Source organism: Candidatus Rokuibacteriota bacterium (assembly GCA_030647435.1).
GTDB lineage: Bacteria > Methylomirabilota > Methylomirabilia > Rokubacteriales > CSP1-6 > AR37.
Window position 1 is genome coordinate 1 of the sequence record JAUSJX010000123.1, and the last position, 25,024, is coordinate 25,024.

The window sequence follows — 25,024 nt, forward strand, 5'->3', positions numbered from 1 at the left end:
GAATTCCATCACGACGAGCACGTGGCGAAGGCCCAGGGTCTGCCCGGCATCATCCTGTCCGGGCCGCTGATGGCGTCGTACCTCCTGACCGAGGTCGCGCACTGGGTCGGGCGAAACGCGCGGCTGCTCCGGTTCGCCGACCGGAACGTCGGCTCCACGATGCCCCGGGACATGGCGTACCTCCGCGGTCGCGTCAAGAAGACGTACGTGCAGGACGGCGAGGGCGTGCTCGAAATCGAGTGCTGGATCGAGAACCAGCGGGGCGAGAACACGACGCCGGGGCGCGCGGTGACGGCGGTGCCCCGCCGGACCCCCTGAACGGCGACATGGAGATGTCGGTCCCGGACATCGAGAAGTTCCTCGCCGGGCTCGTCGGTCCGGTCGGGAAGCCCGACACCATGGCGGTGGAGCTCGGGGCCGTCCGCAAGATGGCCAAGGCGGTGGAGGACTTCGATCCGATCCACTACGACGCCGCGGCGGCAATCGCGCGCGGCTATCGCGGCGTCGTGGCGCCGTGGCCGCTCCTGTGGCTCTTCTACTTCAACGGCACGGAGCACAGCATCGACTTCCCCTTCGGGAAGGCGACGGTCCACGGCGAGGACGAGTACGAGTTCCGCGATCCGGTGATCGTGGGCGACGAGATCGCGATGCAGATGGTGATCACCGACGCGCGCCTCAAGCAGGGGCGCTCGGGCCCGCTCGGGGTGGTCGTCGAGGAGCGGCGGTTCACCAACCAGCTCGGCACGCTCTGCGCGGTGCTGCGCACGACCCTCATCCGGCGCTGAGGATGACGCGGGCGCGCACGCCGGGCCGGCGCGCGCGGCGCGGAGCGTGGCGAGCCGGAAACTTCGCGCTCGAGGAGGAGCAGAGGCATGGGCGTCAACTACATCACCGATGAGGTGAAGGCCGTGATCGGCGCCGAATCGGAGCCGGTGGAGGCGTACCACGCCGTGGAGCCGAGCGAGGTGCGGCGGTTCCATCACGCCACGATGGACCCGGCGCGGCGCTACTGGGACGCCGAGTGGGCGAAGCAGAGCCGCTACGGCGGCCTGGTGGCGCCGCCGGCGTTCCCGGCACACGCCTTCCGGCGCCCGCCCGACGCGCCGGATCCCCTGGACCAGATGGGCGATCCCGACTTCGACGGCCGCAACCGGCGGATGCGGCCGGGCCTGCCGCCGGTCGAGGTCCCGCTGGTGCGCCTGCTGAATGGCGGCTACGACTACGAGTTCTTCCGCTACGCGCGCCACGGCGAGCGTCTCTTCGTGAAGAGCCGCTTCAAGGACATCTACCAGCGCGACGGCAAGTCTGGGACGATGGTGTTCGTGGTGATCGAGGACCTCTACAGCAACGAGCGAGGCGAGCCGCTGCTCAAGACGACGAACACGCTCATCCTGCGCTGAAAGGACGAGGCGATGAAGGCACCTGTGTTCGAGGATGTCCTGGTCGGACAGGAGATTCCGGTGGTGGTCAAGGGACCGATGACCACCGCGCACGTCATGCGGTGGTCGGCGGCCATGGAGAACTGGCACCGCATCCACTACGACTGGCGGTATGCCACGGAGCACGACAAGCTTCCCGACGTGATGGTGAACGGGTCGTGGAAGCAGCACGTGATGGTCCAGCTCCTCACCGACTGGGTCGGCGAAACCGGCTGGCTGTGGAAGATCAGCTTCCAGTTCCGCGGCATGAATGTGCCCGGCGACACGCTCACCGCGTGGGGCCGCGTGGTCAAGACGGAGGCCCACGGGCCGTACGGCGTCGTCGATCTCGAGATCGGCCTGAAGAACCAGAAGGGTGACGAGGGGACGCCCGGCACGGCGAGCGTCGTCCTGCCGCGACGCAACGGGCCAGCGGTGCCGTACCCGTTCGATCCCGGCTCGCTGGGCTTGGCGACGGCCTGAGCGCCCGCCAGCCATCGGCTGGCCGGTGAGGCACCCCGGGACGGGTGGGAGCCCACCGGCCAGATCGCGAGAAGGGGAGAGGAGGGGAGCGATGCGATTCGGGTTGTCACTGCCGGTGCAGCATCCCGTGGGCGACGACATGTCGCAGCGGTTCGCCGAGCTGCTGGAGATGGTGCGGCTGGCGCGGGGGGCGGGGTTCCATCACGTCAGCGCCAGCCAGCACTACCTGGCGGCGCCGTTCCAGTACATGCAGCCGCTCCCGGTCTTGGCACGCGTGGCGGCCGAGATCGGAGAGATGACGCTGGGAACGGGCATCATGCTGCTGGCCCTGCAGCATCCGGTGGATGTGGCGGAGTCCCTCGCCACCCTGGACGTGATCTGCGGCGGGCGGCTGGTGTTCGGCGTGGGACTCGGATACCGCGACGTCGAGTTCGATGCCTTCGGGATTCCGCGCGGCCGGCGGCTGTCTCGCTTTCTGGAGGTCCTGGACGTGGTGCGGCGGCTGTGGACCGAGGAGCGTGTGACCTTCCATGGCGAGCATTTTCACCTGGAGGACGTCGGCCTCACCATGAGGCCGCGGCAGAAGCCGCGGCCGCCCATCGTGGTGGCGGCCAGCAACGACAAGATGGTCCGGCGCGTCGCCCGTATCGGCGATGCCTGGGCCATTGCCGGCCACGCCACCCTGGCGACGCTGGAGCGGCAGGTGGCGCTATACCGCGCCGCCCTGGAAGCGGAGGGCAAGCCGTTTCCGCCTCCGCTGTTCAGTCTGGGCAAGGAGCTCTACATCGCGCGCGACATGGACACGGCCTTGCGCGAAGCCCTGCCGTACCTCGCGACCAAGTACGAAGCCTACGCGCAATGGGGCCAGGACAACGTCTTGCCCGCGGGTGAGACGTTTCGTCTGCCCATCGAGCAACTGCGGCAGGATCGGTTCATCGTCGGCGATCCCGCATACTGCATCGAACAGATCGCGCGGCATCAGGAGCGCCTGGACATCCAGCAGATGGGCTTTCGCCTGCACTGGCCCGGCATGCCGCACCAGCGCGTCATGAAGGCCATCGAGCTGCTCGGCGAGCGCGTCCTGCCGCATTTTGCGTGAGGCCCCACCGGCCGAGGGGCTACTGCTTCAGACCCTCCAGCACCTCCAGCGCTAGCTCGTACCTGCCGAGGGGCGGCATGAGGTAGGCGCCCTGCACGCGGTCCCGCACCGCGAAGAGCATCTCGCGGGCGATCTTCACGCCTTCCTTGCGCGCCGCCTCGCCGCCGGACATCCGGCGCATGCGCTTGCGGATCTCCTCCGGGATCTGCATGCCGGGGACCTCGTTGTGGAGGAACTCCGCGTTCTTGTAGCTCACGAGCGGGAGCACCCCGACGATGATGGGTAGTCCTAGGTGCTCGATGCGCCGTAGGACGGCGTCGAGCAGGTCCTGCTGGAAGACGGGCTACGTCATCACGAGCTCGGCGCCCGCGGCCTTCTTCTTCTCGAGGCGGTGGATCTCACGGTCGAGGTCTGCCGGACCAGGCTCGAACCCCGTGGCGAACAAGAACGACGTCTTCCCGCCGGACGAGGGCCTTTGCACCGGAGGAAGGGACATTACTTACGCAGGAGTCAATAACTTCTACATCTGACGCGGTTCCCGACCGCCGCCTTCATGCGCTCGACGCGGACTTCGTGTCGTCGTCCGTGAGCGTCATCCTGACAGCATCGAGTGCGGCGCGCGCCTGCGGAGGCGCTTTGCCAAGCGTCCCGTTGAGCGCGCGTTCACGGATCCCGTTCAACTCAGTCCGGTGGTGTTCCTGGCGTGACCGGGCACTCAGCGTTCGAGGAGTTCAAGCACGGGGATGCCAGGCGCTGGGTGCGCGCAGTCCATGATCGCGAAGCAGACTCGCTCCTCGTCCATCACATCCCTCGCGGATCGTGGTACCGTTCGAGGCCGAACTTCGTTGGTATCGCGATGCTACCGTCTTCGTCGCCCTTGGTCATGAACGCATGGGCCTTCTCGGCGCTGGTCGGCATCACGACGACTCGCGGCGGGAGGAAACCCCAATGTTTCGGCTTCGAGTTGATCGTCGCCGCGGCGAGCGCCAGAGCATTCGCGTGATCGTCATGCTGCCCTCGCGGGTGGTTGACACGATCCTTCCCACCGACCTGTGGGCGGCGCTCCAGCATGCGAAGCTCGCGAATGAGCGTCGGGTGATCGAGAATCTCAATGTGCGCCTGGGCGAACAAGGGTTCGGCTTCGAGGTACGCTGACGAACGGTCTAACACCACGCTTTCTCCGTTCACCTTCGCGGTGGCATCTCGGTACGTGATCTCGTGGCGCGCGAATGCCTCGCGGACCCAGCCCTTCGCGTACCGATCCCCGACGACCTCCTTGATCCGGTAGGTCTTGCATATCGACGCGATCTCCGCCACGGCGCCCTCGAGGTTGGCGGCGCTGTCGCGCGGCTTGGACCAGCCCTTCATCCGGTCCTGCACGACTTTCGTCGTCGCCCCGTCGCGCTCGGCGTGAACGATCGCCAACGTGAAGGCGTCAGGACCACCGCCATTCGGATCGACCGCGGCCACGTACGTGACGCCTTCGAGCCACGGAAGCTCGTGCCGTCTCGGGACCGCGGCGGCCTCGACCCAGGCGCTGGGCAGGAACGCCGCACCGATGGTGGAGGTGAGGAACGGATTCATGGTTATGTCCCGGGAACCGGTGGGGTATGGCCCCGGGACGAGCGTGTCAACGGTCACCCAAATGTCCCCACTTGTGGTCATCGAAATTTCCCCACCCTGTGCAAGATCTCATCGCGGTGCAGGCCATCCTCGCCCACCTTGCCCGCTCCGGCGCCCCCGACCCGCCCGGCCCGGCCCCGCCCGCCTCGGCTGCGATCGGGTAAACTCCCCGCTCGGTCAGACCCTCGACGCCTCACTCTCGCCGCCTCTGCGCCCGCGCCTTGACCGCTCGACCGCGGCGGCGCAGCATAGCTGGGGGCAGCGGACGATCGCGATGCCGACCCTTGCCTTCGCCCCCTCGAGCGGCCGTTGCGGGTGCCCGGTGGCGCGGGGGCGCCGGAGCGGGCAAGGTGGGCGAGGATGGCCTGCACGGCGAGGGGATCCTGCACGGCTGATCGTCGAGCTGCGCGTGGCGCTCATCGACGGCCGGGAGATCGTGTAGCGCTTCGGCCGACCGCTAGATTTCTACTGCTGCCGCGTCGTTCGAGACTACGTCACCCACGGAGGTGTCAGATGATGAGGCGAGGAGTCCGACGTCACCGAATGCTGTTCACCATCGCTGCGCTCGCGCTTTTGGTTGCCTCGGCAGATGTGGGGATGTCCGCCGGGGCCCAGGCGGCGGAAACGCCCCGCGGGGGGGGCATCCTGCTGGCGGTCATCGGCGCCGAGCCGCCGAGCCTCGACCCCCACCAGGAGGGCACCTTCGCCAATATCCAGCTCGTGGCGCCGTGCTACAGCCTGCTCTTGCAGTTCGACCCGTACGACTTCTCGAAGATCATCGGCGACGTGGCCACGGACTGGAAGATCGCGCCTGATGGGCGGACCTACACGTTCAAGATCCGGCAGGGGATCCGGTTCCACGACGGCTCGGTCATGACAGCGGCTGACGTCAAGGCCAGCTACGACAAGATCATCTTCCCGCCGGAGGGGGTCCGGAGCACGCGAAAGACCAGTTACTCGGCGGTGGAGCGGATCGAGGCCCCCGACTCCGGCACCGTGGTGTTCCGGCTCAAGTTCTCGTCCGCCGCCCTCCTCGTCAACCTGGCGTCGCCGTGGAACGTGATCTACCCGAAGCAGTACCTGGACCAGGACCCGAACTACTTCAAGACGCACGTGGTAGGCTCGGGGCCCTTCAAGTTCAAGAACTACACGCGCGGCTCCACGTTCGAGGGGGAACGGAACCCCGACTACTTCATCAAGGGCCGGCCCTATCTCGACGGGTACAAGTTCTTCATCAGCACGGAGACGTCCGTGCGGGCGGCGGCGATTCGTTCCGGCCGCGCCTACGTCGAGTTCCGCAACATGCCGGGGCCGGAGGTAGAGGCGATCAAGAAGCAGCTCGGCGACAAGGTCGTCGTGCAGGAAACGGGCATGAGCTCCTCCTGGGGGATCGCGGTCAACCACACGGTGAAGCCCTTCAACGACGTTCGGGTGCGCAAGGCGCTCACACTGGGCATCGATCGGTACACGGCGGGCAAGGTGCTGTTTCCCATCAACGGACTGAAGTTCGTCGGGGGATCGCTGCGCCCGGGCTCGGAGTTTGCGTTGCCGGAGGCGGAGCTGCAGAAGCTCCCGGGGTTCGGCAAGGACATCGAGAAGAGCCGGGCGGAGGCGCGGCGGCTCCTGGCCGAGGCCGGCTATCCCAACGGGCTGAAGGTCGTCTTGAAGAATCGCAACATCAGGCTGCCCTTCCAGGACTGGGGGGTGTTCGTGATCCAGGAGTGGCGCAAGATCGGGGTGGAGGCGGAGCATCGCCCGCTCGAGACGGCGGCCTGGTTCGCGGATGGGCAGAACACGGGGAACTTCGAGCTGATCGTTTCCTCGCCGAGCACGTTCATGGACGATCCCGATGTGTGGCTCAATCGCTACACCACGGGGGACACCGAGAACTGGGGCCGGTTCTCCGACCCGAGGCTCGACGATCTGTACGCGCGACAGGCGCGCTCGCTCGACCCCGTCGAGCGCAAGAAGCTCGCCAACGAGATGGAACGGATCGTCCTGGAGAACGTGCACTACCTGCCGGGGTTGTGGTGGACGCGGAACGTGGTGCACTGGGCGAAGGTGAAGAATTACGTCGCCCCGCCCAATCAATTCTCCAACCAGAAGCTGCAGGACGTGTGGCTCGCGGAGGACTGAGCGCCATGGAGATGGACGGCCTCGTCGCTGTGACAAGGGGAAGAGCCAAGGGGAAGAGCTGTGACAAGGAGGGAAGCGCCTGGGCCGCAGGGCGGCATGACTGAGAACGGGCTTTATGTTATCTACGCTCCTGCCTGTGGAGCTGCAGGAGGTGAGGGAGGCGTCAATGTCGCGGCGGATGTCGTCTGTGAAGTTCCCTTACACAGTTCTTCAAATGATGTTTCCCGGTGAAGCGGACGGGAGAGGCGACGCAAGCGACGCAGGCGGCAAAGGCGGGGGCCGCTACTAAGATGACGCTCCTCATCGGATTGAAGAGTGAGAGTTCGAGTATTGGCGGCACAGCTTTGTGCTCGAACTCATAAGGTTTCCTCACTGCACGTGGCAAGTGAACTCGCCCAGAGCGCCGGCATGGGGCGCAACGGTGTAGGGTGATCGAGGCGCCTCGGGTATTTTCTCTGGCTGATGGACCGCGGAGGCTTTGCCTTGTCGGAGTCCACGGTCTACCGGGTGCTGAAGTGCCATGGCCTGATTTGCGAGGTCAAAGTGGTGGGCTTCCCGGCAGGTCCAGAGTACCGAGTGAAGACGACGCGGCCCAATGAGCAGTGGCAGTCCGAGCCAGCTACTTCTTCGTGGTGGGCTGGGGGTGGTACTACCTGATCTCGGTGCTCGACGACTATTCCCGGTTCATCCTGGCCTGGAAGCTCAAGGCGGAGCAGACGGCCGAGGCCATCAGCGAGGTGGTCCAGCAGGCCGTGGAGTGGACGGGCATGCCGGCGGCGCCGGTCGAGTCCCGAGCGCGGTTGCTCACCGACCGGGGCTCAGGCTACCTGGCGGCCGCGTTTGAGGACTACCTGCGTGCCCGGGGGATCCGGCACATCTACTGCGCCCCCCATCACCCCAGACCAACGGCAAGCTCGAGCGCTTCCACGAGACGCTCAAGGCGCGGCTCAATCTGCTGGTCTACACGAGCCCTGAGGTCCTCCGGGCCGCGATGGCGGACTTCATCCGCTTCTACAACCACGAGCGGTACCACGAGGGGATCGGGAATGTGACGCCGGCCGATGTGTATGACGGCCGGCGGGAGGCGATACTGCGGCGGCGGGCGGCCCAAAAGAGCCGGACCCTGGCCCGGCGTGTTCGCTACAATCGGGCCGCAGCCACGCAGGGCACCCAGGGTGAGCTGACTGGCGACCTATCGGTTCCGTGCAGCCTCACGGAGTCCCAAAGGCGCTGAAGACGGACACTTCTCGTGGAGGTCGCCGTGCGGATCCTCGTCACGTACGTCCCGGTGCTCTACACGTGGCTCCCGAGCGTCTTTTGAGCGCCCGGGCCCCCGATCTCCAGCCGCTCCTCGCGCCGCGCTCGATCGCGCTCGTCGGCGCCTCGCGGTCCAATCCCTATGCGAGCCGGCTGCTCTCGAACCTCGCCGGGGGCGGCTTCGCCGGCGCGATCTACCTCGTGAACCGGCGCGCCGAGTCCATCGACGGCTACCCCGCGTTCCCGAGCGTCGAGGCCCTGCCCGAGCCGGTCGATCTCGCCGCCGTCGTCGTCCCCCAGCGCGCGGTGCTCGGCGTGCTCGAGGAGTGCGCGAAGCGCGGCGTCCGCGCCACCGTCGTCATCAGCGCCGGCTTCGCGGAGGCCGGCCACGACGGCCGCCGCGACGAGGAGGAGATCCAGGCCCTCGCCCGCCGGACCGGGCTCCTCGTCTGCGGACCGAACTGTCTCGGGATCGCGAACGCCGCGGCGCCGGCGATGATGCACGCCTACTCGGGACTCCGCATCCCGCCCGGCCGGATCGCGCTCGTCTCCCAGAGCGGCGCGCTCGCCTTCGCCTCGATCCTGTCGCCGGCGGCCGACCGGGACATCGGCTTCAGCCACGTCGTGTCGAGTGGCAACGAGGCCGTCCTCGACTCCGTCGATTTCATCCGGGCCTTCGTCCGCGATCCGGCGCCGCGCGTGATCGCGACCCTCATCGAGGGCCTGAAGCCGGGCCGCGGGCGGCACTTGCTCGAGGCCGCGGAGGAAGCTGCCGACGCGGGCAAGCCGCTCGTCGTCTGCAAGGTGGGACGCTCGGAGCTCGGAGCCCGCCAGTCCGTCTCTCACACGGGATCGATGACGGGCTCGGATGCCGTGTACGAGGCGGCGTTCGCGCAGGGTGGCATCATCCGTGTCCCCGATCCGGACGATCTCTTCGAGGTCGGCTCCATGTTCGATCGCTGCCCCGAGCCACGCGGGGAGGGTCTGGCGATCCTCACGACGTCCGGGGGTCTCGGCGTGTTGCTCGCCGACAAGTGCGGAGCCCACGGCCTCGATCTTCCGCCGCTCTCGCGCGAGATCTCGAGCGCCCTCGCGGCGAGCGGCCATCTGCTGATCCTCGGCGAGCTCGGCAACCCCGCCGACATCCGCGGTCAGGGCGCCCAGCACCTCCCGGAGATCCTCCGGCTCTTCATCGCTGACGACCGTTACCACATCCTCACCGTCGCGCTCGGGATGCCGGCCGTCGGCGAGCGCTCGACAGGGATTGCGCGCGACCTGATCAGCGTCGCCTCGGAGACCGACAAGCCGCTGATCGTGCTGTGGACGGGCACGCGGCGCGATCCCCAGGGCCGCGTCAGTGACGAGGACGGCTTCCGCCTGCTCGAGCGGAGCCCCATCCCGATCTTCTCGACGCCGGACAAGTACTTCCGCGCCGTGCAGGCGATGGTCGCCTACCATCGCTTTCGCCGGCGCCGCTCTCGCGCGCGCGCGACGCCCGCTCCTCCCGCGCCCGCCGCCGACGCGGCAGCCGCTCGGGCGTTCCTCGCCGGCAAGCAAGAGACGCTCGACGAGCTGGAGTCGCGCCGCGTGCTCGGCTTCTACGGCATCTCCGGACCCCGCGAGACGCTCGTCGCCGACGTCGACGCCGCGGTCTCCGCAGCCGCTGCCATCGGGTACCCCGTCGCGCTGAAGGTCGTCTCGCCCGACGTCCCGCACAAGACGGAGGCGGGAGCCGTGCGCCTCTCCATCGCCGGCGAGGACGCGCTCCGCGCCGCGTGGGCCGAGACGATGAGGCGCCTCGCCGCCGATCATCCGGCCACTCGCGTCCGCGGCGTCCTCGTCCAGGCCATGGTGACCGGAGCGCGAGAGATGATTGTGGGCGTCGCCCGCGACCCGCAGTTCGGTCCCGTGGTGACGTGCGGCCTCGGCGGCGTGCTCGTCGAGGTGATGCGCGACGTCAGCCGCCGCGTCGCGCCGCTCGCGATCGACGACGCGCGCGACATGCTGGCGTCGCTCAGGGCCGCGCCGGCCCTCGGCGCCTTCCGTGGCCGCGCGCCCGCCGACGTTGAGGCGGTGGCGGACGTCCTCGTGCGGGTCGCCCGGCTGGCCGTCGACCTGGACGACCGGATCGCCGAGATCGACGTGAACCCCCTCATGGTCCGCGACGCCGGCGAGGGCGCCGTCGCCGTGGACGCCCTCGTCGTCCTTCGCCCCGAACACCAGGGGGTCATGGCATGAGCTTCCGCGTGCGCCGCTCCTCGCTGATCCTTCCCGTCAACGTCCCCCGCTTCATCGAGAAGGCGCACACGCGCGGCGCCGACGCGATCGTCCTCGACCTCGAGGACTCCGTCCCGGCGGCGGCGAAGGCGAGTGCCCGGAAGCTCGTGAAGGACACGCTCCCGCTGGTCGCGCGCGGCGGCGCCGAGGTTGCCGTGCGGGTCAACAACGATCCCGCGCTGCTGTCCGACGACATCGACGCGTCGGTGTGGCCCGGGCTTGCCGGCCTCTCGATCCCGAAGGTCGAGACCGCTGCGGAGATCGAGCGCCTGGCGGCGCAGGTCGAGCGGCTGGAGCGGGCCCGCGGCATCCCGGTGGGCCACGTCACGCTGAGCATCGCGATCGAGACGCCGAAGGGACTCCTCGCGTGCGAGAGCATCGCGACGGCGAGCCCGCGGATCGTCACGATGGGCGTCGGCCCGGAGGACTACTGCCTGTCTCTCGGCGTCGAGCCCTCCGCCGACGGGATCGAGCTGCTCTACGGAGTCTCGAGGGTCGTCACCGTCTGCAAGACGGTCGGCATCCAGGCCGTCGGCCTCCTCGGCAGCATCGCCGGCTTCCGGGACCTCGCCGCGTTTGAAGGCGCCGCCACGCGGGCTCGAAGCCTGGGCTGCGAGGGCGCGGGCTGCATTCACCCGGAGCAGGTCGTCGTCCTCAACCGGGTCTTCTCTCCGGATCCGCAGAAGGTCGAGTACGCCCGCCGCGCGGTGGAAGCGTTCGAGGAGGGCGTCAAGCGCGGCACCGCCTCGGTGAACCTCGACGGCAAGATGGTCGACGTCCCGGTCTACCGCCGGGCCCAGCTCATCCTGCAGCGCGCGAACGCGATCGCGGAGCTCGAGCGGACGAAGGCGGAAGCGCTCAAGCGCCTCGGGTGACGCAGGCGCGGCGGGCGGATAGGACGGACACACGCGGGTTCCCTCGGCTCCCTCGCCGCGCGATGCGGGTGGGCGACATGCGGCCTCCCCTGCGGGCCCCAGCCTGACACCCGGCATTGCGCGCGTCACCGGGGCGACGGCGAGCGTCCGCACCGCGATCGCCCGCTGACCGGGGCCATCCTGCGCCGCCACGGGCTCGCGGTCACGAAGCGGGCGGAGGGGTGCGGCTGCGGGGCCGTGGGGCGCCGCCGTCGGGTGGCAGGGGCAGCCTCGAGAGAAGGACTTGAGCTACGGGCGACGTGAGGGCGCCGGAGCGGGCCCTGGGGGCGAGGATGGCCTGCCCGGCGAGGGGATATTCTGCACGGTGGCGATGACGCGCAGGCGGCCACCAGCCCACAATCAGGGGGATCGACTTGTCTCACGGTCGAGGAGTGCCCCGGTCACACTCGAACGGTCGAGTCGTTGACACTGCTGGGCCCGTTCCGGTAGCATCGCCGCATCTCGGCTTCGCGGCTGCCCGCTCGGGCGGCCCGGGAACGACCACAGCGAGCCCCGGAGGGATTGCTCATGGCGATGACGGCGGTCACGCGGCGGCGGTACCTGACGGACGAGCAGGTCGCGAGCTATCATCAGGACGGCTACGTCGCCGTCCGGGGCCTCCTTGACGGGGCGCCCGGTGATCGCCGTGCGGTAGGCTCGCAGGAACATATCGACCGCGGTATCGGGGCGCGTGATGAGCACGGCCTTTTTCGAAATCGGCTTGACGATCTGCGTCCACTCCTCGGGCGCGTACCGATATGCCTCTTCGATTCCGCCCCGGTCGAACCAGTGTGTCGCGCCCGCGCCGGCGAAGACGAGCATCGCGATGGACTCATAGAAGGCGCCGGCGAGGGCCGACACGATGTTCGCGTTGCCCGGCCCGACGCTCGTCGTCACGATCGGCATCGGGGCCTGGCGCCGGACTCGCCAGTACCCGTCCGCCATCTGCAGCGCGTGGTCTTCGGCTCGGGCCGGGATCCCCTTGATCCGTGTGTCGTGCACCAATGCATCGAGGAGCGCCCAGTTGCCGTGACCGTTCACGCCGAACACGTACTCCGTGCCCATGCGTTCCAGAAGCTTCGCCAGCGCTAGAGCGACGGTGATCTGCGCCATAATGATTCTCCTTGATCAGTGACCGCGGCCCCAGGACCAGTGTTGTGCTTTGAGCCGCTGGAGGCGCACCGCGAACGCATAGCGGTCGGCGCGGTAGTGGCTCTGAACGAGCTGAATCGGCGTGCCGCCCGGCGCGAGGTACAGGCGCTCGGCGAACAGCAGCGGCGAGGCGAACGGGACCTCCAGGTGAAGAGCGGTTTCACGATTGGCGAGCACCGCGCGGAGCGTCTGGACCGCTTCGGCGATCTTGATCCCGTGCCGCTCCTCCAGCAGGCGGAGGAGCGGGTACTTGAGCAAATCGGCCTTGCGGAGCCGCCGGCCGATGTTGACGGGGAGGAAGTTCACGGTCCAGGCGAGCACCCTGCCGTTCACCTCCCGCACGCGCCGGACCACGATCAGCGGGGTCTCGGGCGGAAGCGCGAGTCGCTCCAGCACCCTCACCGGCCCCTGACACCGGTCGATCTCGACCGACCTCGCCACGACCCGCTCGACCTGATCGTAGAGGTCCTCGAGAGAGCCGACGAGCTTGACCGGTTCAACCGCGTCCTTCGTCATGCTGGACACGAAACTACCCTTGCCGTGCTGCCGGACTACGAGGCCGGAATCGACGAGCTCACGCAGCGCTTCTCGGACGGTCGCCCGACTGACGCCGTATTTCTGGCAGACCTCGTGCTCCGACGGGAGGCGGGCGCCCGGCGGAAATGCCCCGGCGCGGATGCTCTCCTCGAGGAGATTGCGGAGTCGGAAGTAGAGCGGCAGCCCGCGCCCGCCAGCCCGGTCGGTCCGGAACTGAACGGCCGTCTGTGCGTCCGGTTGCACGGATGATTGGTCGTCCATACAAGCCACCTCGCGGGAGTGTGGCCTAGGCGGGTGGGACGCTCAATGAGGCATCCGACTCAAATTCGTGATGAAGACGGCGGGTGCGGGCCAGTAGCGGGCCGACAGATTCATGCCCGGACCACACCGATCTGGTCTCCTTGTGTCGCTTCATTTGCAGCGCTCGAGGGCCGCCAGCAAGCTCGTCGGGCGACCGCCGGCGCAGCTCGGGGCCCAGCCCGACAGCCGGCCTTGACACGCCGAGCGCGGGCGCGCTATGTGCTGGTGGGCGGGTGGGAGCGGCCTAGTGTGGCGCTATGGAGGATAGATGAAATTAGTCGTGGGAATGTCCGGGGCCAGCGGCGCGATTTACGGCATCCGGGTGCTCGAGGTCTTGAACCGGGCGGGAGTCGAGACGCATCTTGTCATGTCGAATTCGGCCAGGCGGACGGTTGCCCTTGAGACGGATCACGGCGTGGGCAGCGTTTTGAAGTTGGCGACCCACGTTCACGACGTTGACGACGTGGGAGCCTGCATTTCGAGCGGCTCGTTCAAGCACGACGGTATGGTGATTGCGCCGTGCTCGATCAAGACTCTTTCGGCAGTGGCAAACTCGTTCAATTCCAATTTGCTGTGCCGCGCGGCGGATGTGACGCTGAAGGAGCGGCGCAAGCTGGTGCTGATGATTCGTGAGACGCCGCTGCATCTCGGACACTTGCGGCTGACGACACAGATCACCGAGACGGGGGCCGTGCTCGTGCCGCCCATCCCGGCGTTCTATCACCGGCCCAAGACGCTGGACGACCTGATCAACCAGTTGGTGAACAAGGCGCTGGAACAGTTCGGGATGGATGTCAATCTTCTCAATCGCTGGACCGGAGCGGACAAGCCGGCGTCGGGGCAGTAAGGGACCCGACGTGACAGATCTCGAAGACCCGTCAGGGCTGTGGAAACAACGACTTGGATGACGGACTCCGCGCCAACATCATTGGTTATCTGAAAGCGCATCGCGTGATGACGCTGGCGACATCGGCGGGAGATGCGCCGTGGGCGGCAGGGGTGTTTTATGTCAGCCACGACTTCACGATCTATTTTTTCTCGGACCCGAAGTCACGGCACTGCACCAACGTCAGGCGGAACCCGGCGGCCTCGGCGGCGATACACGAGAACTACGCGGACTGGCGCGAGATACGCGGATTGCAGATCGAAGGCAGAGTGGAAGAAGTATCAGTGGTGGAGATACCGGCGATGATGAGCGCGTACGTGGCGAAGTTCCCGTTTGTAAGAGATCTGTTGACGCCGGAAGGGCTCTTTCGGGTTGGCGGGAAGATGATCGACGCAAGGTTTTACAAGCTCATGCCGTCACGCTGTGTTCTGCTCGATAACAGCAAGGGTTTCAGCCACCGCGAGGAGTTTGTCGTGTCATGACCAGGGCGCGGTGTATCTGCTAACAAAGGGATCGGCGTGGGCCATGACACCCCTGCGGCGCTCTCTATATCCGCTGCGGGGCCGCCGGGCCGTTTGCACTATTGCCGGGCTGAGACACGTTGAGTAGTTTGGGCGGTAATGCTTGAGGGGTTCCGTGTCCTCGACCTGACTTGGGTACTGGGTGGCCCGTGCGCGACGCAGCTACTCGCTCAGCTCGGCGCAGATGTTATCAAGGTCGAGGCGCCCGCCGGCGACATGTCCCGGAAGATCCCCCCTCATTTCGTGGACGGCGAGTCGTCGTTCTTCCTCTCGGTAAACCGCGGCAAGCGCAGCGTGGCCCTGGATCTCAAGCACGTGGACGGGATGGCGACGCTCCGGGACCTGGTCCGCGTCTCGGATGTGGTGATTTACAACTTCACCCCGAACGTGCCGCGCCGGCTCGGTATCGACCACGCATCCCTCCTGACGCTGAATCCAAGGATCTGTGTCGGGGAGATGATCGGACTGCACGACGAGGGGGAGTACGCGCCAATCCCCGCCTTTGACCTGGCGATCCAGGCGCTCGCCGGCGTAATGAGCATTACAGGAGATGCCGACGGGCAACCGGCGCGTGTCGGCTAACAGATCGCGGACCTGGCCGGGGCCTCTACCTGGCGCTCGGCACGGTGGGCGCCCTGCTTCGCGCGCTGCGCACCGGGAAGGGCCAGTACGTGCAGGTGTCGCTGCTCGATTGCCAGCTCGCGCTGCTCACCTGGCAGGCGCAAAGCTATCTCGCGTCGGGTAAAGTCCCGGGGCGGCTCGGCTCGCGCCATCCCATGATCGCGCCGAGCGAAACCTTTCTCGACTCCGAGGGCCGGCACTTCGTCGTCACGACCGCGGAATCGTTCTGGCGGCCGTTCTGCGAGGCGATCGGCCGCAACGACCTCGCCGATGATCCAAGGTTCGTGACGGCCGCGGCCAGGATCGCGCACGTGGAGGAGCTCGCCGCGCAGCTCCAGACGACGTTCCGGGCCAAGCCGGCGGCCGAGTGGCCAGGCCGTCGCCTGGGGCGTGCACCTCGGTGCGCTTGGTTTCCGCTTCCGCGCGGTGAGGGAGAACGAGGCGGCGGCGCAAGCGATGGGCATCAACCCGGTTGCCGTCCGTCTCGCCGCGATGAGCATCACCGGTGCCCTCACGGCGATCGGCGGGACCATCTACGCGCAGTACCTCCTCTTCCTCGACCCGCGGACGTTCTTCGGCCCAGACGTCACGATCAAGGTCATCCTCTTCACGCTGGTCGGGGGCATGGGCACGGTCTGGGGGCCGGTGGTCGGAACGGCCGTCCTCTATCCGGCGGGTGAGTGGCTGCGGGGGGCCTTCGGCGGTCAGGTCCCGGGCCTTGACATCCTCTTCTACGGCTCGCTCGTGATCATCTGCTGTCTGACGTTCCCGGCCGGCATCGTCGGGTCGATCGGACGCCGCCCGGCGCGCGAAGGCGACGGCCCCGCACCAGGCCCACAACCTCGGTAAGGAGGACCTATGAGAGTTGAGACGCTGCTCCCCATCGGCAAGGTCGATCCCGGCCTGCGCGACGTGTCCATGAGGCTCGACCTGCTCAAGGTCCCCGACATGGCCCGCGAGGTCGAAGCGCTGGGATACGACGGCCTCGTCAGCGGCGAAACCAAGAACGATCCCTACGTCCCGCTCGTGCTCGGCGCGCCGAGCACGGAGCGCATCCGGCTCACCACTGCCGTCGTCATCGCATTCCCGCGCAGTCCGACGGTCACGGCCCTCACGGCCTGGGATGTCCAGTCGCTCTCGAAGGGCCGCTTCGTCCTGGGGCTCGGCCCCCAGGTGAAGGGCCACATCGAGCGGCGCTTCGGCATGGCGTGGGCGCCGCCGCTGCCACGCATGCGAGAATACATCCTCGCCGTTCGGGCCGTCTGGAACTGCTGGCAGAACCGCGTGCCCCTTGACTTCCAGGGCGAGCACTACAAACTCTCGCTCATGGTCCCGCTGTTCGACCCCGGCCCGATCGATTACCCGGATATCCCCATCCAGCTCGCCGCCGTCAACACGGGGATGTGCCGGCTGGCCGGAGAGCTATGCCAGGGGTTCCGGCCCCATCCGATCTGCACGCCGAAGTACATCGCTGAGGTCATGGTCCCGAGCGCGCAGGCGGGCGCGAAGAAGGCGGGACGCGACCTCAAGGGGTTCGACCTGATCCCGAGCCCGCTCATCGCGACGGCAGCCACGCCCGCGCTCTTGGAGGAGAGGATCCGGGACGTCCGGTCGCGCATCTCCTTCTATGCGTCGACCCGCACCTACCGCGCGGTCTTCGAGCATCACGGCTGGGGGGCGCTGGTCGACGAGCTCCACGAGTACTCGGTGAAGAAGCGCTGGGAGGAGCTGCCCAAGCGCATCACCGACGAGGTGCTCGACACCATCGCGGTGATCGGGACCTACGACGAGCTTGCCGCGAAGCTCAGGAAGCGCTACGGAAGCGTCGCGACGGGGATCGAGTTCGGTCTGCCGCTTCGCACCCCGGCTGATCGCGAAGCGCTGCAGCACATCATCGGTGAGCTCCATCGCTGAGTCAGCCCGGGGGGAACTGATCGATAGGCGACACGGCGCCCGTTCGACGTGTATGTTTTGGTCGTGTCGTCATCTCTCTCGGCTCGATCCAGCTAAGCTGGGGTGCAAATTGACAAAAAGGCGGTCATGTCCCGTTCAGCCGGATACGGAGTGCTAGACGTGTTCACGACTCGCCGGGAGCTGCTCAAAGCCGGTATCGGATCGGGCGCCGCGCTCCTGCTGTCCTCGGGACGGCTCTGGGCCCAGCCGGGGCCGTTGATCGAGCGAGCCATTCCGTCGTCGGGCGAGCGCCTGCCGGTGATCGGCATCGGGACGGCGAGGCGATGGGAGAAGGTGACGACGCCCGCCGAGATGGCGCCGCTCCGAGAAGTTCTGCGCCAGCTCGCTGAGCGGGGGGGCAAGGTGGTCGACACGGCGCCGTCCTATGGCACCGCCGAGGCGGTGGTCGGCGAGCTCGTGGGCGAGCTGGGCGTCCGCGCGTCGCTCTTCCTCGCCACCAAGGTCGGCGCCACGGGGCGGGAGGCGGGGATCCAGGAGATCGAGGCGTCGTTCCGGCGACTGCGGACCTCCCGCGTCGATCTCATCGCCGTCCACAACCTGCGCGACACGGCGACACAGCTCCGGACGCTGCGCGAGCTCAAACAGGCGGGCCGCATCCGCTACGTGGGGATTACCACCTCGTTTCCGCGGCAGTATCCGGACTTCGAGCGGACGATGCGGGCCGAGACGCTCGACTTCATCCAGGTGGACTACGCGCTCGACAGCCGGGAAGCGGCGGCCACGATCCTGCCGCTGGCGGCCGATCGGGGCATGGCGGTGATGATCAACCTGCCGTTCGGGCGGGGCCGGCTCTTCCAGGCGGTGCAGGGCAAGGCGCTGCCGCCCTGGGTGAGCAGCTTCGACTGCGCGAGCTGGGCCCAGTTCTTCCTCAAGTACATCGTGTCGCACCCGGCGGTCACCTGCTGCGTGCCGGGGACCGCGAGGGTCGACTACCTCCTCGACAATCTCGGCGCCGCGCAGGGCAGGCTGCCGGACGCGGCGACGCGCCGGCGGATGGAAGAGTTCATCGGCCGGCTCTGAGGCGCCGGCGCGGGCGACCGGGCGCGCTCAGGGGCGGAAGCGGTTCCCCACCAGGTTCGGCGCGTCGGTCTTGGCGGCGTGGCAGGACACGCAGACGTAGCGCGGCCCGGCCGCCCGGCCGCCCACGCGGTCGGGGGCATTGCGGTAGTTGGTGTAGTGGCGGTCCGTGCGATCACGGCTTGATATTAATCCGACTCGGTCTCTCGAGCACTGACGCAGATCAGCAGTGCGAACGTAACAGGGCAGGGGGGAGCGGGATGGCGGAGGCCCCGGGATGTGGACTAGGATAGCGCCCGGAGGAGCCCATGAGACCACTGCTCGCCCGTTCACGGATCGCCACGCTGGCCGTCCTGCTGCTCCTCCCGGCCCTCGCCCGGCCCGCCGCGGCGGCCCCCGAGGGGACGATGACCTGGGGGCTTCACGTCACCCTCGTCACGAAATGGTTGGATCCGGCCGACACCGAGGCGTTCATCAACCAGTTCATGGTGCTGTACGCCATCCACGACGCGGTGGTGAAGCCCATGCCGGCCGGAGACAACACGCCGAGCCTGGCGGAGTCCTGGACGGCGTCGAAGGACGGGCTGACCTACGAGTTCGTCCTGCGCAAGGGCGCAAAGTTTCACAACGGCGACCCGGTGACGGCGGAGGACGTCAAGTTCTCGTTCGATCGGTACCGGGGCGCCGCGGCCAAGCTCCTCAAGGACCGGGTGAAGGAGATCCAGATCGTCGATCCCGGCCGAGTGCGCTTTCATCTTAAGGAGGCGTGGCCCGACTTCATGACCTTCTACGGCACGTCCGCCACGGGGGCCGCGTGGATCGTGCCGAAGCGCTACGTCGAGAAGGTGGGCGACGACGGCTTCAAGAAGGCGCCGATCGGTGCGGGGCCGTACAAGGTGGTGAGCTTCACGCCGGGGGTGGAGCTGATCATGGAGGCGTACGAGGGTTACTGGCGAAAAGTCCCCTCCATCAAGCGGCTCGTGTTCCGCAGCATGCCGGACGAGACGACCCGCGCCGCGGCCCTCAAGGCGGGCGATGTGGATCTCGTCTATCTCTTGAGCGGGCCGCTGGCCCAGGAGATCAAGCGGACGCCGGGGCTGCGGCTGGCCGCCTCCATGCCTCCCGGCGTCGTGTTCCTGGACCTGCCCGAGCAGTGGGATCCGAAGTCGCCCTGGCATGACCGGCGCGTGCGGCTGGCGGCCAGCCACGCTCTCGACCGCGATGCCCTCAACCAGGCGGAGACCCTCGGGCTCTCGCGCACCACCGGCGCCCTCATCCCTCGGAGCCTGGACTTCGCGCGGGTCTACGAACCGCCCGCCTACAATCCTGCCCAAGCCAAGAAACTGCTGGCCGAGGCGGGCTACCCCAACGGGTTCGACGCCGGCGACCTGACCCCGTTTCCCCCGTTCTTCTCGCTGGCCGAGGCGATCGGTAACTACCTCCAGGCGGTGGGCATCCGGACGCGCCTGCGCACGATGGAGCGCGCCGCCTTCCTCACTGCGTGGCGCGAGCACACGATCAAGGGCGTGATCATGGGCCTGGGCGCCCCTGCCGGCAACGCGGCGACACGGATCGAGGTGTACGTGACCAAGGGCGGCATCTATTCCTCTGGAGTCGTGCCGGAGATCGAAGATCTCTACCAGCGCCAGGCCCGGGAGCTGGATCGGAAGAAGCGCGAGGCCATGCTCTACCAGATCCAGCAGATCATGCACGACCGCGTGATGCACGTGCCGATCTACGAGCTGGCCTTCCCCTGGGGTATCGGGCCGCGCGTCGAGGAAGCGTGTGTCAACCACATCAAGGGATTCTCCTACTCGGCGCCCTACGAGGATCTGAAGCTCAAGCCCTCGCGCTAGGAGTGTGGGCGGGCTCGGGGATATCGAGCGTTGTCACGCGGCGCAGCTCGCGGCGATACTTCGTGTCGTCGAACGGCCGCGCGCGGTGCATCGTGGCGCGGTTGTCCCAGATCACGAGGTCCCCGACGCGCCAGGAATGGCGGTAGACGAACTCCGGCTGGGTCGCGTGCTCGATCAGGTCCCGCAGGAGGAGCCGCCCCTCCGGGACCGGCCAGTCGATGATCCTCGACGCGTGCGAAGCGACGTACAGCGACCTGCGCAGCGAGCGCGGGATCGTCCGGATCAGCGGATGGACAGCGCCCTTCAAGGCCTCCTGCTCGTCCTGGGAGAACTCGAAGCCGAGCGTCTGGCGCGAGTGGGCGATCGAGTGATGGACCCGCAGGCCATCCAGCCGGGCTTTCATCTGAGCGTCGAGCGCGTCGTAGGCCGCGCGCATGTCGGCGTACTCCGTATCGGCGGCCACGGGTGGGACGACCTTCGCCGAGAGCATCGAGTACCGTCCCGGCGGATCCTGGAAGGAGGCGTCGGTGTGCCACAGGCGATTGCCGAGCCCGTACATGCGCCGGCGATTGTCGGACTTCATGACCTCGCCGTTTTCGTCGAGGTTCGAGATGTCGCCGAGCGCCTCATTCCCGAAGCGGTTCTTCACGAGGGCGCTGCTCCCCGATTTCGTGTGCAGGAGGCCGTCGAGCCGCTGCGCGAACGCGAGGTGCTCGTCGTCGGCGAACGGCTGATCGTGGAAGACCAGGACCGCGAATTCGTCCATCCCCGCCCGGATCCGGGCAAGGGTCTCGGGATCGTGGACCTGGCGGAGGTCGACCGGGCCCACTTCGGCCACGAAGTGCGGGTGGAGCTTCCGGAAGGTCAGTGCCATGGGCATGAGCCTAGGACGACCCCGGGCGGGGAGTCAGCGTGATCCTGCGTGGGGGACCTGTGCCCGGACCGGCCGGGCGCTCTAACGTCCAAGGCGCTGCTCGATCTCCTCGATCCGGGACTGGAGCGCAGCCATGTGCTGCTTCAGCTCTGCGAGGGCGCGCTCGAGGATCTCGCGTCGACCGCGCTTGTCGGCGAGCCCCGCCTCGATCCGGCGCAGGGCCTGCGTGATCGCGTAGTACTCCTGCTCGAGTCGCTCGAAGCGGTGGTAGATCGCATCGAAGTGCCCGAGCACCTCCTGTCGCAGCTCGGTGAGCCGGAGGTCCACCTCGCCAAACCGGCGGTCGACCTCGGTGAACTGGCGTCCCAGGAATTCAACGAGTTGCTGGTACTCGACGGAGGTCATGGTCCCTATCTATCCCAGGTCCAGACCGTGTGCGAGTGTGTCCAGGTGTGGACAGGCCTAGCCAGTAGCGGACACATCACTTGTCAACAACAGCGTGGTCTTGGGCGCCGGTTTGACCTGATTCCGGCCATCTGGCAGGATGTGCGCGGTGGTCATGCTTTCCATGAAAACTTCCAAATCCGGTGACGTCCTGGCGAAGGCGCTCGAGTTCCTTGAGTCGGGTGCGTGGCAGCAGGCCCACGAGATCGTCCAGGCGGAGCGATCGAACCTCGCGGCGTGGCTGCACGGCATCGTGCACACGCTCGAGGGCGATCTCGACAACGCGCGCTACTGGTACCGCCGGGCGGGCCGCGACTTCGCGGGACGGGATGCCGTCCAGCAGGAGATCGCGGCCGCCCGGCGGAAGGTCACACGGTGACGGGCCGGTAGACCGGCGTGCGCCACTCCGGGAAGCGCTGGTCGGTGCCGCGCACCACGTTCATGTAGGTGTTGAGCAGGCGCTGGGTGACGGGCCCGAGCTTGCCGTCACCGAGCGGGAAGCGGTCCACGGACAGGATGGGCGTGATCTCGTAGCCGCTACCGCAGAAGAAAGCCTCGTCCGCCACGTACAGCTCGGTCCGCGCGATGCCCCGCTCCACGACGTCCATGCCGAGGGCAGGGCAGAGCGACTCGATCAGCGTTGACCGCGTGATGGACTCCAGGATGTCGCTCGTCACGGGCGGGGTGACGAGCTTGCCCTTGCGGACCATGAAGAATGTGGCGCCGGTGCCTTCGGCCACCGTGCCGTGCTGGTTGAGGAAGATCGGCGAGTCGTAGCCGTCGGCCTTGGCCTGGAGCGCCGCGAGCCTGCCGTTCTGGTAGTTGGCGCCGCACTTGAGGCGGATCGGGATGGCGTTGTCGGAGGTGCGCTGCCACGAGCTGACGCAGCATTTGAGGCCGTTGCCGTCGCCGATGCGGGGCCGGCGCCTCGGGTTGATGTACATCCCGGTAGGCGAGGTCGCCTCGAGCCCCGGGCCGCCGACGTAGGCGACCAGGTGCATGTGGATGTCCTCGCGGGCCTCGTTGCCGCTCAGCACCTGGCGGACCGCTTCGTAGAGGTCCAGATCCTGGTAGGGGATCGTGAAGCGCATCATCTTCATGGACTCGCGGAACCGGGCGAAGTGCTCGGCCAGCCTGAAGGCGTACAGCTCGCCGTCGGCCTCGTTCCAGTACGCCCTGATGCCTTCGAAGACGTTGCTGGCGTAGAAGACCGCCGCGCTGTTGACGGGCAGGACCGCCTCCGCCTGGGGGACGAGCTTGCCGTTCATCCAGATCTTGAACTCTGTCTTCATCGCGCTCAGTTCCTCCGTAGTGGGTGCCCTTCGCCGACCGATCCGTTCTGACGAGATTATCAGGAATCGGTGGGTGTTGGGAAGCCGACTGTGAGGTGTGGTAAGAGTCTCAGGATGCGCCCGACCGTCCGTCGCCGGTTGACCGTGGCCGCGTTGTTCGTGGTCACCTGCGGCATCTCGACCCCGCTCGCCGCCTACGGGGTGTTCCTGCCGGTCCTCGCGGAGGCCTTCGGGTGGAGCCGCGGCGCGATCTCGACGGCGCTCTCGATCAACCTGGTGCTGGGCGGCCTGGCCGGCCTCGGGATCGGCGCTCTCGCGGACCGCCACGGGCCCCGCGTGCTCCTCGCCCCGACGGTGGCCCTGGCCGGCGCGGCCTTCGCCCTCGTCTCGACGGTCGGCGCGCTGTGGCAGCTCTACCTCTTCGTCGGCGTGCTGGGCGGCGTGGGCATGTCGAGCTTCTACCTGCTCAGCGCGACAACGGTCGCGCGATGGTTCGACGAGCGCCGCGGCTTAGCACTGGCCCTCGTCCTGGTCGGGTTCAACCTTGGGTACATCTTGGGCGGTCCCCTGGCGGCGTGGCTCATCGCTGAGGTGGGCTGGCGCGTGGCCTACGCGCTCCTCGGTGGAGGCTCCGGCATGATCACGATGCTCGCGGCGCTCTCCGTCCGCCTGCCTCGCCCGTCGGAAGCGGCGGCGCTTCGCCTGCTGTCGGGACGGCCGTCGGGACAGCCCTCGGGACAGCCATCGGGACAAGCGGACGCGACGGATGTCGCCCACCGGTCCGGCAGGCCCGCGCACGGTCACGGGTCGGGCGCCACGCTCCGCGACGCGCTCGCCGACTCGCGCCAGTGGTGCCTGAACGTCGCGTGGCTCCTCCTCGGCGGCCTCGCGTTCATGGTCACCGTCCACATCGTGCCGTTCGCGCGCGACCAGGGTGTCAGCCTCGCCGACGCCTCGCTCGCGCTCACCGCGTACGGCATCGGCTCCGTGGTCGGGAGGGTCGCCGCGGGCGCCATGTCCGATCGAATCGGCACCGTCACGACCATGCGGATCGCCTACGCCGTCCAGGCCTTGGCGCTGCTGGCCCTCCTGTGGCTGCCCTCGCGCGAGACGCTGTTCGGCTCGTTGGCGGCGTTCGGGGCGGGCTTCGCGGCGGCGGACACGATGATCGCGAAGGTCATCCCCGACGTGTTCGGCGTGCGGGCGATCGGCGCCATCATGGGCGTGCTGACGCTCGGCTGGCGCTCCGGAGCCGCGCTGGGGCCGGCCGCCGCGGGATTCCTCTACGACCTGAGCGGGTCGTACGCCGTGCCGTTCGGGGCGGCGCCGGGGGTCGTCCTGGTGAGCTGGGCGCTCTTCGCGGTCGCGACTTCGGGCCGCGCTCGGCGCTGAGCGGTCCGCTCACGCGCTAGCGCGCGGGCGCGTACTTGCCGGTCAGCTGGGGCGTCGTCCCTTCGAGCTTCTTCTCCTGCCGGTCGAGTCGCGTCTCCCTGGCCCACGTGCGCTTCAGGTCATCGCGCACGTGCAGGCGCAGCCGGCCCAGCCCGTCCGTCTCCAGATCGATCTGATCCCCGTCCTGGAACGCGCTGAGCCCCCGGTGGTTGGTGCCCGTGGCGAGCACGTCACCGGGCTCGAGCGGATGGATGGAGCTGACCCACTCGATGCACCGGGGGATCTTGTGGGCCATGTCGCTGGTGTTGAAGTTCTGCTTGAGCACCGCGTTGACCCAGAGCCGGATCTGGAGGCTGTGGGGGTCGGGCACCTCGTCGGCGGTGACCAGGTACGGGCCCATCGGGGCGAACGTCTCCCGCGACTTCATCTGGTAGAAGGTGTTGCCGGCGGGCAGCAGGCCCCTGGCCGAGCCGTCGATGAAGTTCGTGTACCCGAAGACGTAGTCCATGGCCTCCGAGGCCCGAACGTTGGACGCCCGCTTGCCGATGATCACCGCCACCTCCGCCTCGCCCTCGAAGATGGTGGCGGGGACGTCGGGCAGCACCATGGTGTCGCCGTCGCCGATCACGCTGAGCGGCGACTTGTGGAACGCGTTGGTGGGGGCGGGCTCCGCGCGGGTCCCGTCCTCCATGTAGTTCACCGCCATGCAGACGATGTTGCAGGGCTTGGGCAGAGGAGGGCGGATCCTGACCTTGTGGAGCGGCACGCTCTCCGCCCGGGCGGCCGCGCCCTCGAGACGCTCCTTGTGCTCGTCGAACCGCGCGATCAGCGCGCTGATCAGGTCGTGCGGCCCGCTGTGCGGAATGCCCCGGACGGCGTGCGACACGTCGAAGACCGCGTCCCCCTTGAGGACGCCGAGCTTGAAATCGTCGAAGAAGAGGAGCTTCACGC

27 protein-coding genes and 1 pseudogene are annotated in these 25,024 nt (G+C 67.9%); 19 read left to right on the top strand and 9 right to left on the bottom strand.

The window, feature by feature from the left end; translation table 11 throughout:
* The 5 genes from Q7W02_20935 to Q7W02_20955 all read left to right on the top strand — a co-directional run.
* A partial coding sequence (locus tag Q7W02_20935) for an acyl dehydratase (protein ID MDO8478611.1) occupies window positions 1–318 on the top strand: 318 nt, incomplete at its 5' end.
* An 8-nt stretch (window positions 319–326) separates the two neighbouring features.
* Window positions 327–785, top strand: coding sequence for a MaoC family dehydratase N-terminal domain-containing protein (locus Q7W02_20940; GenBank protein ID MDO8478612.1), 459 nt, complete (start codon window positions 327–329; stop codon window positions 783–785).
* 87 nt (window positions 786–872) lie between these two features.
* On the top strand, window positions 873–1,400 hold the full coding sequence (locus Q7W02_20945) for a MaoC family dehydratase N-terminal domain-containing protein (protein ID MDO8478613.1): 528 nt from the start codon (window positions 873–875) through the stop codon (window positions 1,398–1,400).
* 12 nt (window positions 1,401–1,412) lie between these two features.
* Window positions 1,413–1,901 (top strand): acyl dehydratase, encoded by a 489-nt coding sequence (locus Q7W02_20950; GenBank protein MDO8478614.1) that lies wholly within the window; start codon window positions 1,413–1,415, stop codon window positions 1,899–1,901.
* Window positions 1,902–1,992: 91 nt separating this feature from the next.
* Entirely contained in the window at window positions 1,993–3,000 is a 1,008-nt protein-coding gene (locus tag Q7W02_20955) for an LLM class flavin-dependent oxidoreductase (protein MDO8478615.1), read from the top strand.
* 19 nt (window positions 3,001–3,019) lie between these two features.
* Here Q7W02_20955 and Q7W02_20960 read toward each other — a convergent pair whose 3' ends face one another.
* Both Q7W02_20960 and Q7W02_20965 read right to left on the bottom strand, forming a co-directional pair.
* Window positions 3,020–3,325, bottom strand: a complete 306-nt coding sequence (locus Q7W02_20960; GenBank protein ID MDO8478616.1) for a methylenetetrahydrofolate reductase — start codon at window positions 3,323–3,325, stop codon at window positions 3,020–3,022.
* 476 nt (window positions 3,326–3,801) lie between these two features.
* Window positions 3,802–4,470: a hypothetical protein gene (locus tag Q7W02_20965; protein ID MDO8478617.1), complete on the bottom strand. Its 669-nt coding sequence runs from the start codon at window positions 4,468–4,470 to the stop codon at window positions 3,802–3,804.
* 696 nt (window positions 4,471–5,166) lie between these two features.
* Between Q7W02_20965 and Q7W02_20970 the strand changes: the two genes are divergently transcribed.
* The 4 genes from Q7W02_20970 (at window position 5,167) to Q7W02_20985 (ending at window position 11,168) form a co-directional block, all read left to right on the top strand.
* Window positions 5,167–6,759, top strand: coding sequence for an ABC transporter substrate-binding protein (locus tag Q7W02_20970; GenBank protein ID MDO8478618.1), 1,593 nt, complete (start codon window positions 5,167–5,169; stop codon window positions 6,757–6,759).
* A gap of 602 nt (window positions 6,760–7,361) precedes the next feature.
* Window positions 7,362–7,811, top strand: coding sequence for a transposase family protein (locus tag Q7W02_20975; protein ID MDO8478619.1), 450 nt, complete (start codon window positions 7,362–7,364; stop codon window positions 7,809–7,811).
* A gap of 265 nt (window positions 7,812–8,076) precedes the next feature.
* A complete protein-coding gene (locus Q7W02_20980) occupies window positions 8,077–10,254 on the top strand; it encodes an acetate--CoA ligase family protein (protein ID MDO8478620.1) in 2,178 nt (725 codons plus the stop codon).
* Complete coding sequence (locus Q7W02_20985; protein ID MDO8478621.1) at window positions 10,251–11,168, top strand: CoA ester lyase; 918 nt, start codon at window positions 10,251–10,253, stop codon at window positions 11,166–11,168. The genes Q7W02_20980 and Q7W02_20985 overlap by 4 nt, the downstream gene beginning before the upstream one ends.
* A 399-nt stretch (window positions 11,169–11,567) precedes the next feature.
* Here the strand turns inward: Q7W02_20985 and Q7W02_20990 are convergent, their stop codons facing one another.
* Together Q7W02_20990 and Q7W02_20995 are read right to left on the bottom strand one after the other, a co-directional pair.
* On the bottom strand, window positions 11,568–12,320 hold the full coding sequence (locus Q7W02_20990) for a thiamine pyrophosphate-binding protein (protein MDO8478622.1): 753 nt from the start codon (window positions 12,318–12,320) through the stop codon (window positions 11,568–11,570).
* Window positions 12,321–12,335: 15 nt separating this feature from the next.
* The gene (locus Q7W02_20995) at window positions 12,336–13,157 is read right to left on the bottom strand and encodes a GntR family transcriptional regulator (protein ID MDO8478623.1); all 822 of its coding nucleotides are present in this window, start codon (window positions 13,155–13,157) and stop codon (window positions 12,336–12,338) included.
* A gap of 307 nt (window positions 13,158–13,464) precedes the next feature.
* On the opposite strand from Q7W02_20995, the gene Q7W02_21000 reads away from it, so the two are divergent.
* The 7 genes and pseudogenes from Q7W02_21000 (at window position 13,465) to Q7W02_21030 (ending at window position 18,218) form a co-directional block, all read left to right on the top strand.
* Entirely contained in the window at window positions 13,465–14,043 is a 579-nt protein-coding gene (locus tag Q7W02_21000; GenBank protein MDO8478624.1) for a UbiX family flavin prenyltransferase, read from the top strand.
* Window positions 14,044–14,096: 53 nt separating this feature from the next.
* A complete protein-coding gene (locus Q7W02_21005) occupies window positions 14,097–14,564 on the top strand; it encodes a pyridoxamine 5'-phosphate oxidase family protein (protein MDO8478625.1) in 468 nt (155 codons plus the stop codon).
* Between the two features lie 138 nt (window positions 14,565–14,702).
* Window positions 14,703–15,185: a CoA transferase gene (locus tag Q7W02_21010; GenBank protein ID MDO8478626.1), complete on the top strand. Its 483-nt coding sequence runs from the start codon at window positions 14,703–14,705 to the stop codon at window positions 15,183–15,185.
* A 44-nt stretch (window positions 15,186–15,229) separates the two neighbouring features.
* A pseudogene (locus tag Q7W02_21015) lies at window positions 15,230–15,535 on the top strand (CoA transferase).
* A 79-nt stretch (window positions 15,536–15,614) separates the two neighbouring features.
* Complete coding sequence (locus Q7W02_21020; GenBank protein MDO8478627.1) at window positions 15,615–16,073, top strand: branched-chain amino acid ABC transporter permease; 459 nt, start codon at window positions 15,615–15,617, stop codon at window positions 16,071–16,073.
* 9 nt (window positions 16,074–16,082) lie between these two features.
* Complete coding sequence (locus tag Q7W02_21025) at window positions 16,083–17,138, top strand: TIGR03617 family F420-dependent LLM class oxidoreductase (protein ID MDO8478628.1); 1,056 nt, start codon at window positions 16,083–16,085, stop codon at window positions 17,136–17,138.
* Between the two features lie 150 nt (window positions 17,139–17,288).
* Entirely contained in the window at window positions 17,289–18,218 is a 930-nt protein-coding gene (locus tag Q7W02_21030; protein MDO8478629.1) for an aldo/keto reductase, read from the top strand.
* A 27-nt stretch (window positions 18,219–18,245) separates the two neighbouring features.
* Here the strand turns inward: Q7W02_21030 and Q7W02_21035 are convergent, their stop codons facing one another.
* Window positions 18,246–18,344 carry a nitrate reductase cytochrome c-type subunit gene (locus tag Q7W02_21035; protein ID MDO8478630.1) on the bottom strand — a complete coding sequence of 33 codons (99 nt, stop codon included), beginning with the start codon at window positions 18,342–18,344 and terminating at the stop codon, window positions 18,246–18,248.
* Window positions 18,345–18,523: 179 nt separating this feature from the next.
* Here Q7W02_21035 and Q7W02_21040 point away from each other — a divergent pair, with 179 nt between their 5' ends.
* Complete coding sequence (locus Q7W02_21040; GenBank protein MDO8478631.1) at window positions 18,524–20,071, top strand: ABC transporter substrate-binding protein; 1,548 nt, start codon at window positions 18,524–18,526, stop codon at window positions 20,069–20,071.
* Here the strand turns inward: Q7W02_21040 and Q7W02_21045 are convergent.
* Together Q7W02_21045 and Q7W02_21050 are read right to left on the bottom strand one after the other, a co-directional pair.
* Window positions 20,055–20,945, bottom strand: coding sequence for a TauD/TfdA family dioxygenase (locus Q7W02_21045; protein ID MDO8478632.1), 891 nt, complete (start codon window positions 20,943–20,945; stop codon window positions 20,055–20,057). The two genes, Q7W02_21040 and Q7W02_21045, sit on opposite strands and share 17 nt — an antisense overlap.
* Window positions 20,946–21,026: 81 nt before the next feature.
* Window positions 21,027–21,350 carry a hypothetical protein gene (locus Q7W02_21050; protein ID MDO8478633.1) on the bottom strand — a complete coding sequence of 108 codons (324 nt, stop codon included), beginning with the start codon at window positions 21,348–21,350 and terminating at the stop codon, window positions 21,027–21,029.
* 163 nt (window positions 21,351–21,513) lie between these two features.
* On the opposite strand from Q7W02_21050, the gene Q7W02_21055 reads away from it, so the two are divergent.
* Entirely contained in the window at window positions 21,514–21,768 is a 255-nt protein-coding gene (locus tag Q7W02_21055) for a hypothetical protein (protein MDO8478634.1), read from the top strand.
* On the opposite strand, the gene ilvE is transcribed toward Q7W02_21055, so the two are convergent.
* A complete protein-coding gene (gene ilvE / locus Q7W02_21060; protein MDO8478635.1) occupies window positions 21,758–22,681 on the bottom strand; it encodes a branched-chain-amino-acid transaminase in 924 nt (307 codons plus the stop codon). The two genes, Q7W02_21055 and ilvE, sit on opposite strands and share 11 nt — an antisense overlap.
* 114 nt (window positions 22,682–22,795) lie before the next feature.
* On the opposite strand from ilvE, the gene Q7W02_21065 reads away from it, so the two are divergent.
* Window positions 22,796–24,073, top strand: a complete 1,278-nt coding sequence (locus Q7W02_21065) for an MFS transporter (protein ID MDO8478636.1) — start codon at window positions 22,796–22,798, stop codon at window positions 24,071–24,073.
* Between the two features lie 16 nt (window positions 24,074–24,089).
* On the opposite strand, the gene Q7W02_21070 is transcribed toward Q7W02_21065, so the two are convergent.
* A complete protein-coding gene (locus tag Q7W02_21070; GenBank protein MDO8478637.1) occupies window positions 24,090–25,022 on the bottom strand; it encodes a fumarylacetoacetate hydrolase family protein in 933 nt (310 codons plus the stop codon).
* Between the last annotated feature and the right edge of the window lie 2 nt (window positions 25,023–25,024).

Coding starts and splice junctions, on each gene's coding strand:
- Q7W02_21000 (MDO8478624.1), top strand. CDS start 13,465: ATGAAATTAGTCGTGGGAATGTCCGGGGCCAGCGGCGCGATTTACGGC.
- Q7W02_21065 (MDO8478636.1), top strand. CDS start 22,796: ATGCGCCCGACCGTCCGTCGCCGGTTGACCGTGGCCGCGTTGTTCGTG.
- Q7W02_20970 (MDO8478618.1), top strand. CDS start 5,167: ATGCTGTTCACCATCGCTGCGCTCGCGCTTTTGGTTGCCTCGGCAGAT.
- Q7W02_21050 (MDO8478633.1), bottom strand. CDS start 21,350: ATGACCTCCGTCGAGTACCAGCAACTCGTTGAATTCCTGGGACGCCAG.
- Q7W02_21045 (MDO8478632.1), bottom strand. CDS start 20,945: ATGGCACTGACCTTCCGGAAGCTCCACCCGCACTTCGTGGCCGAAGTG.
- Q7W02_20955 (MDO8478615.1), top strand. CDS start 1,993: ATGCGATTCGGGTTGTCACTGCCGGTGCAGCATCCCGTGGGCGACGAC.
- Q7W02_20945 (MDO8478613.1), top strand. CDS start 873: ATGGGCGTCAACTACATCACCGATGAGGTGAAGGCCGTGATCGGCGCC.
- Q7W02_21040 (MDO8478631.1), top strand. CDS start 18,524: ATGAGACCACTGCTCGCCCGTTCACGGATCGCCACGCTGGCCGTCCTG.
- ilvE (MDO8478635.1), bottom strand. CDS start 22,681: ATGAAGACAGAGTTCAAGATCTGGATGAACGGCAAGCTCGTCCCCCAG.
- Q7W02_20990 (MDO8478622.1), bottom strand. CDS start 12,320: ATGGCGCAGATCACCGTCGCTCTAGCGCTGGCGAAGCTTCTGGAACGC.
- Q7W02_20995 (MDO8478623.1), bottom strand. CDS start 13,157: ATGGACGACCAATCATCCGTGCAACCGGACGCACAGACGGCCGTTCAG.
- Q7W02_21010 (MDO8478626.1), top strand. CDS start 14,703: ATGCTTGAGGGGTTCCGTGTCCTCGACCTGACTTGGGTACTGGGTGGC.
- Q7W02_20985 (MDO8478621.1), top strand. CDS start 10,251: ATGAGCTTCCGCGTGCGCCGCTCCTCGCTGATCCTTCCCGTCAACGTC.
- Q7W02_21025 (MDO8478628.1), top strand. CDS start 16,083: ATGAGAGTTGAGACGCTGCTCCCCATCGGCAAGGTCGATCCCGGCCTG.
- Q7W02_20950 (MDO8478614.1), top strand. CDS start 1,413: ATGAAGGCACCTGTGTTCGAGGATGTCCTGGTCGGACAGGAGATTCCG.
- Q7W02_21055 (MDO8478634.1), top strand. CDS start 21,514: ATGAAAACTTCCAAATCCGGTGACGTCCTGGCGAAGGCGCTCGAGTTC.
- Q7W02_20940 (MDO8478612.1), top strand. CDS start 327: ATGGAGATGTCGGTCCCGGACATCGAGAAGTTCCTCGCCGGGCTCGTC.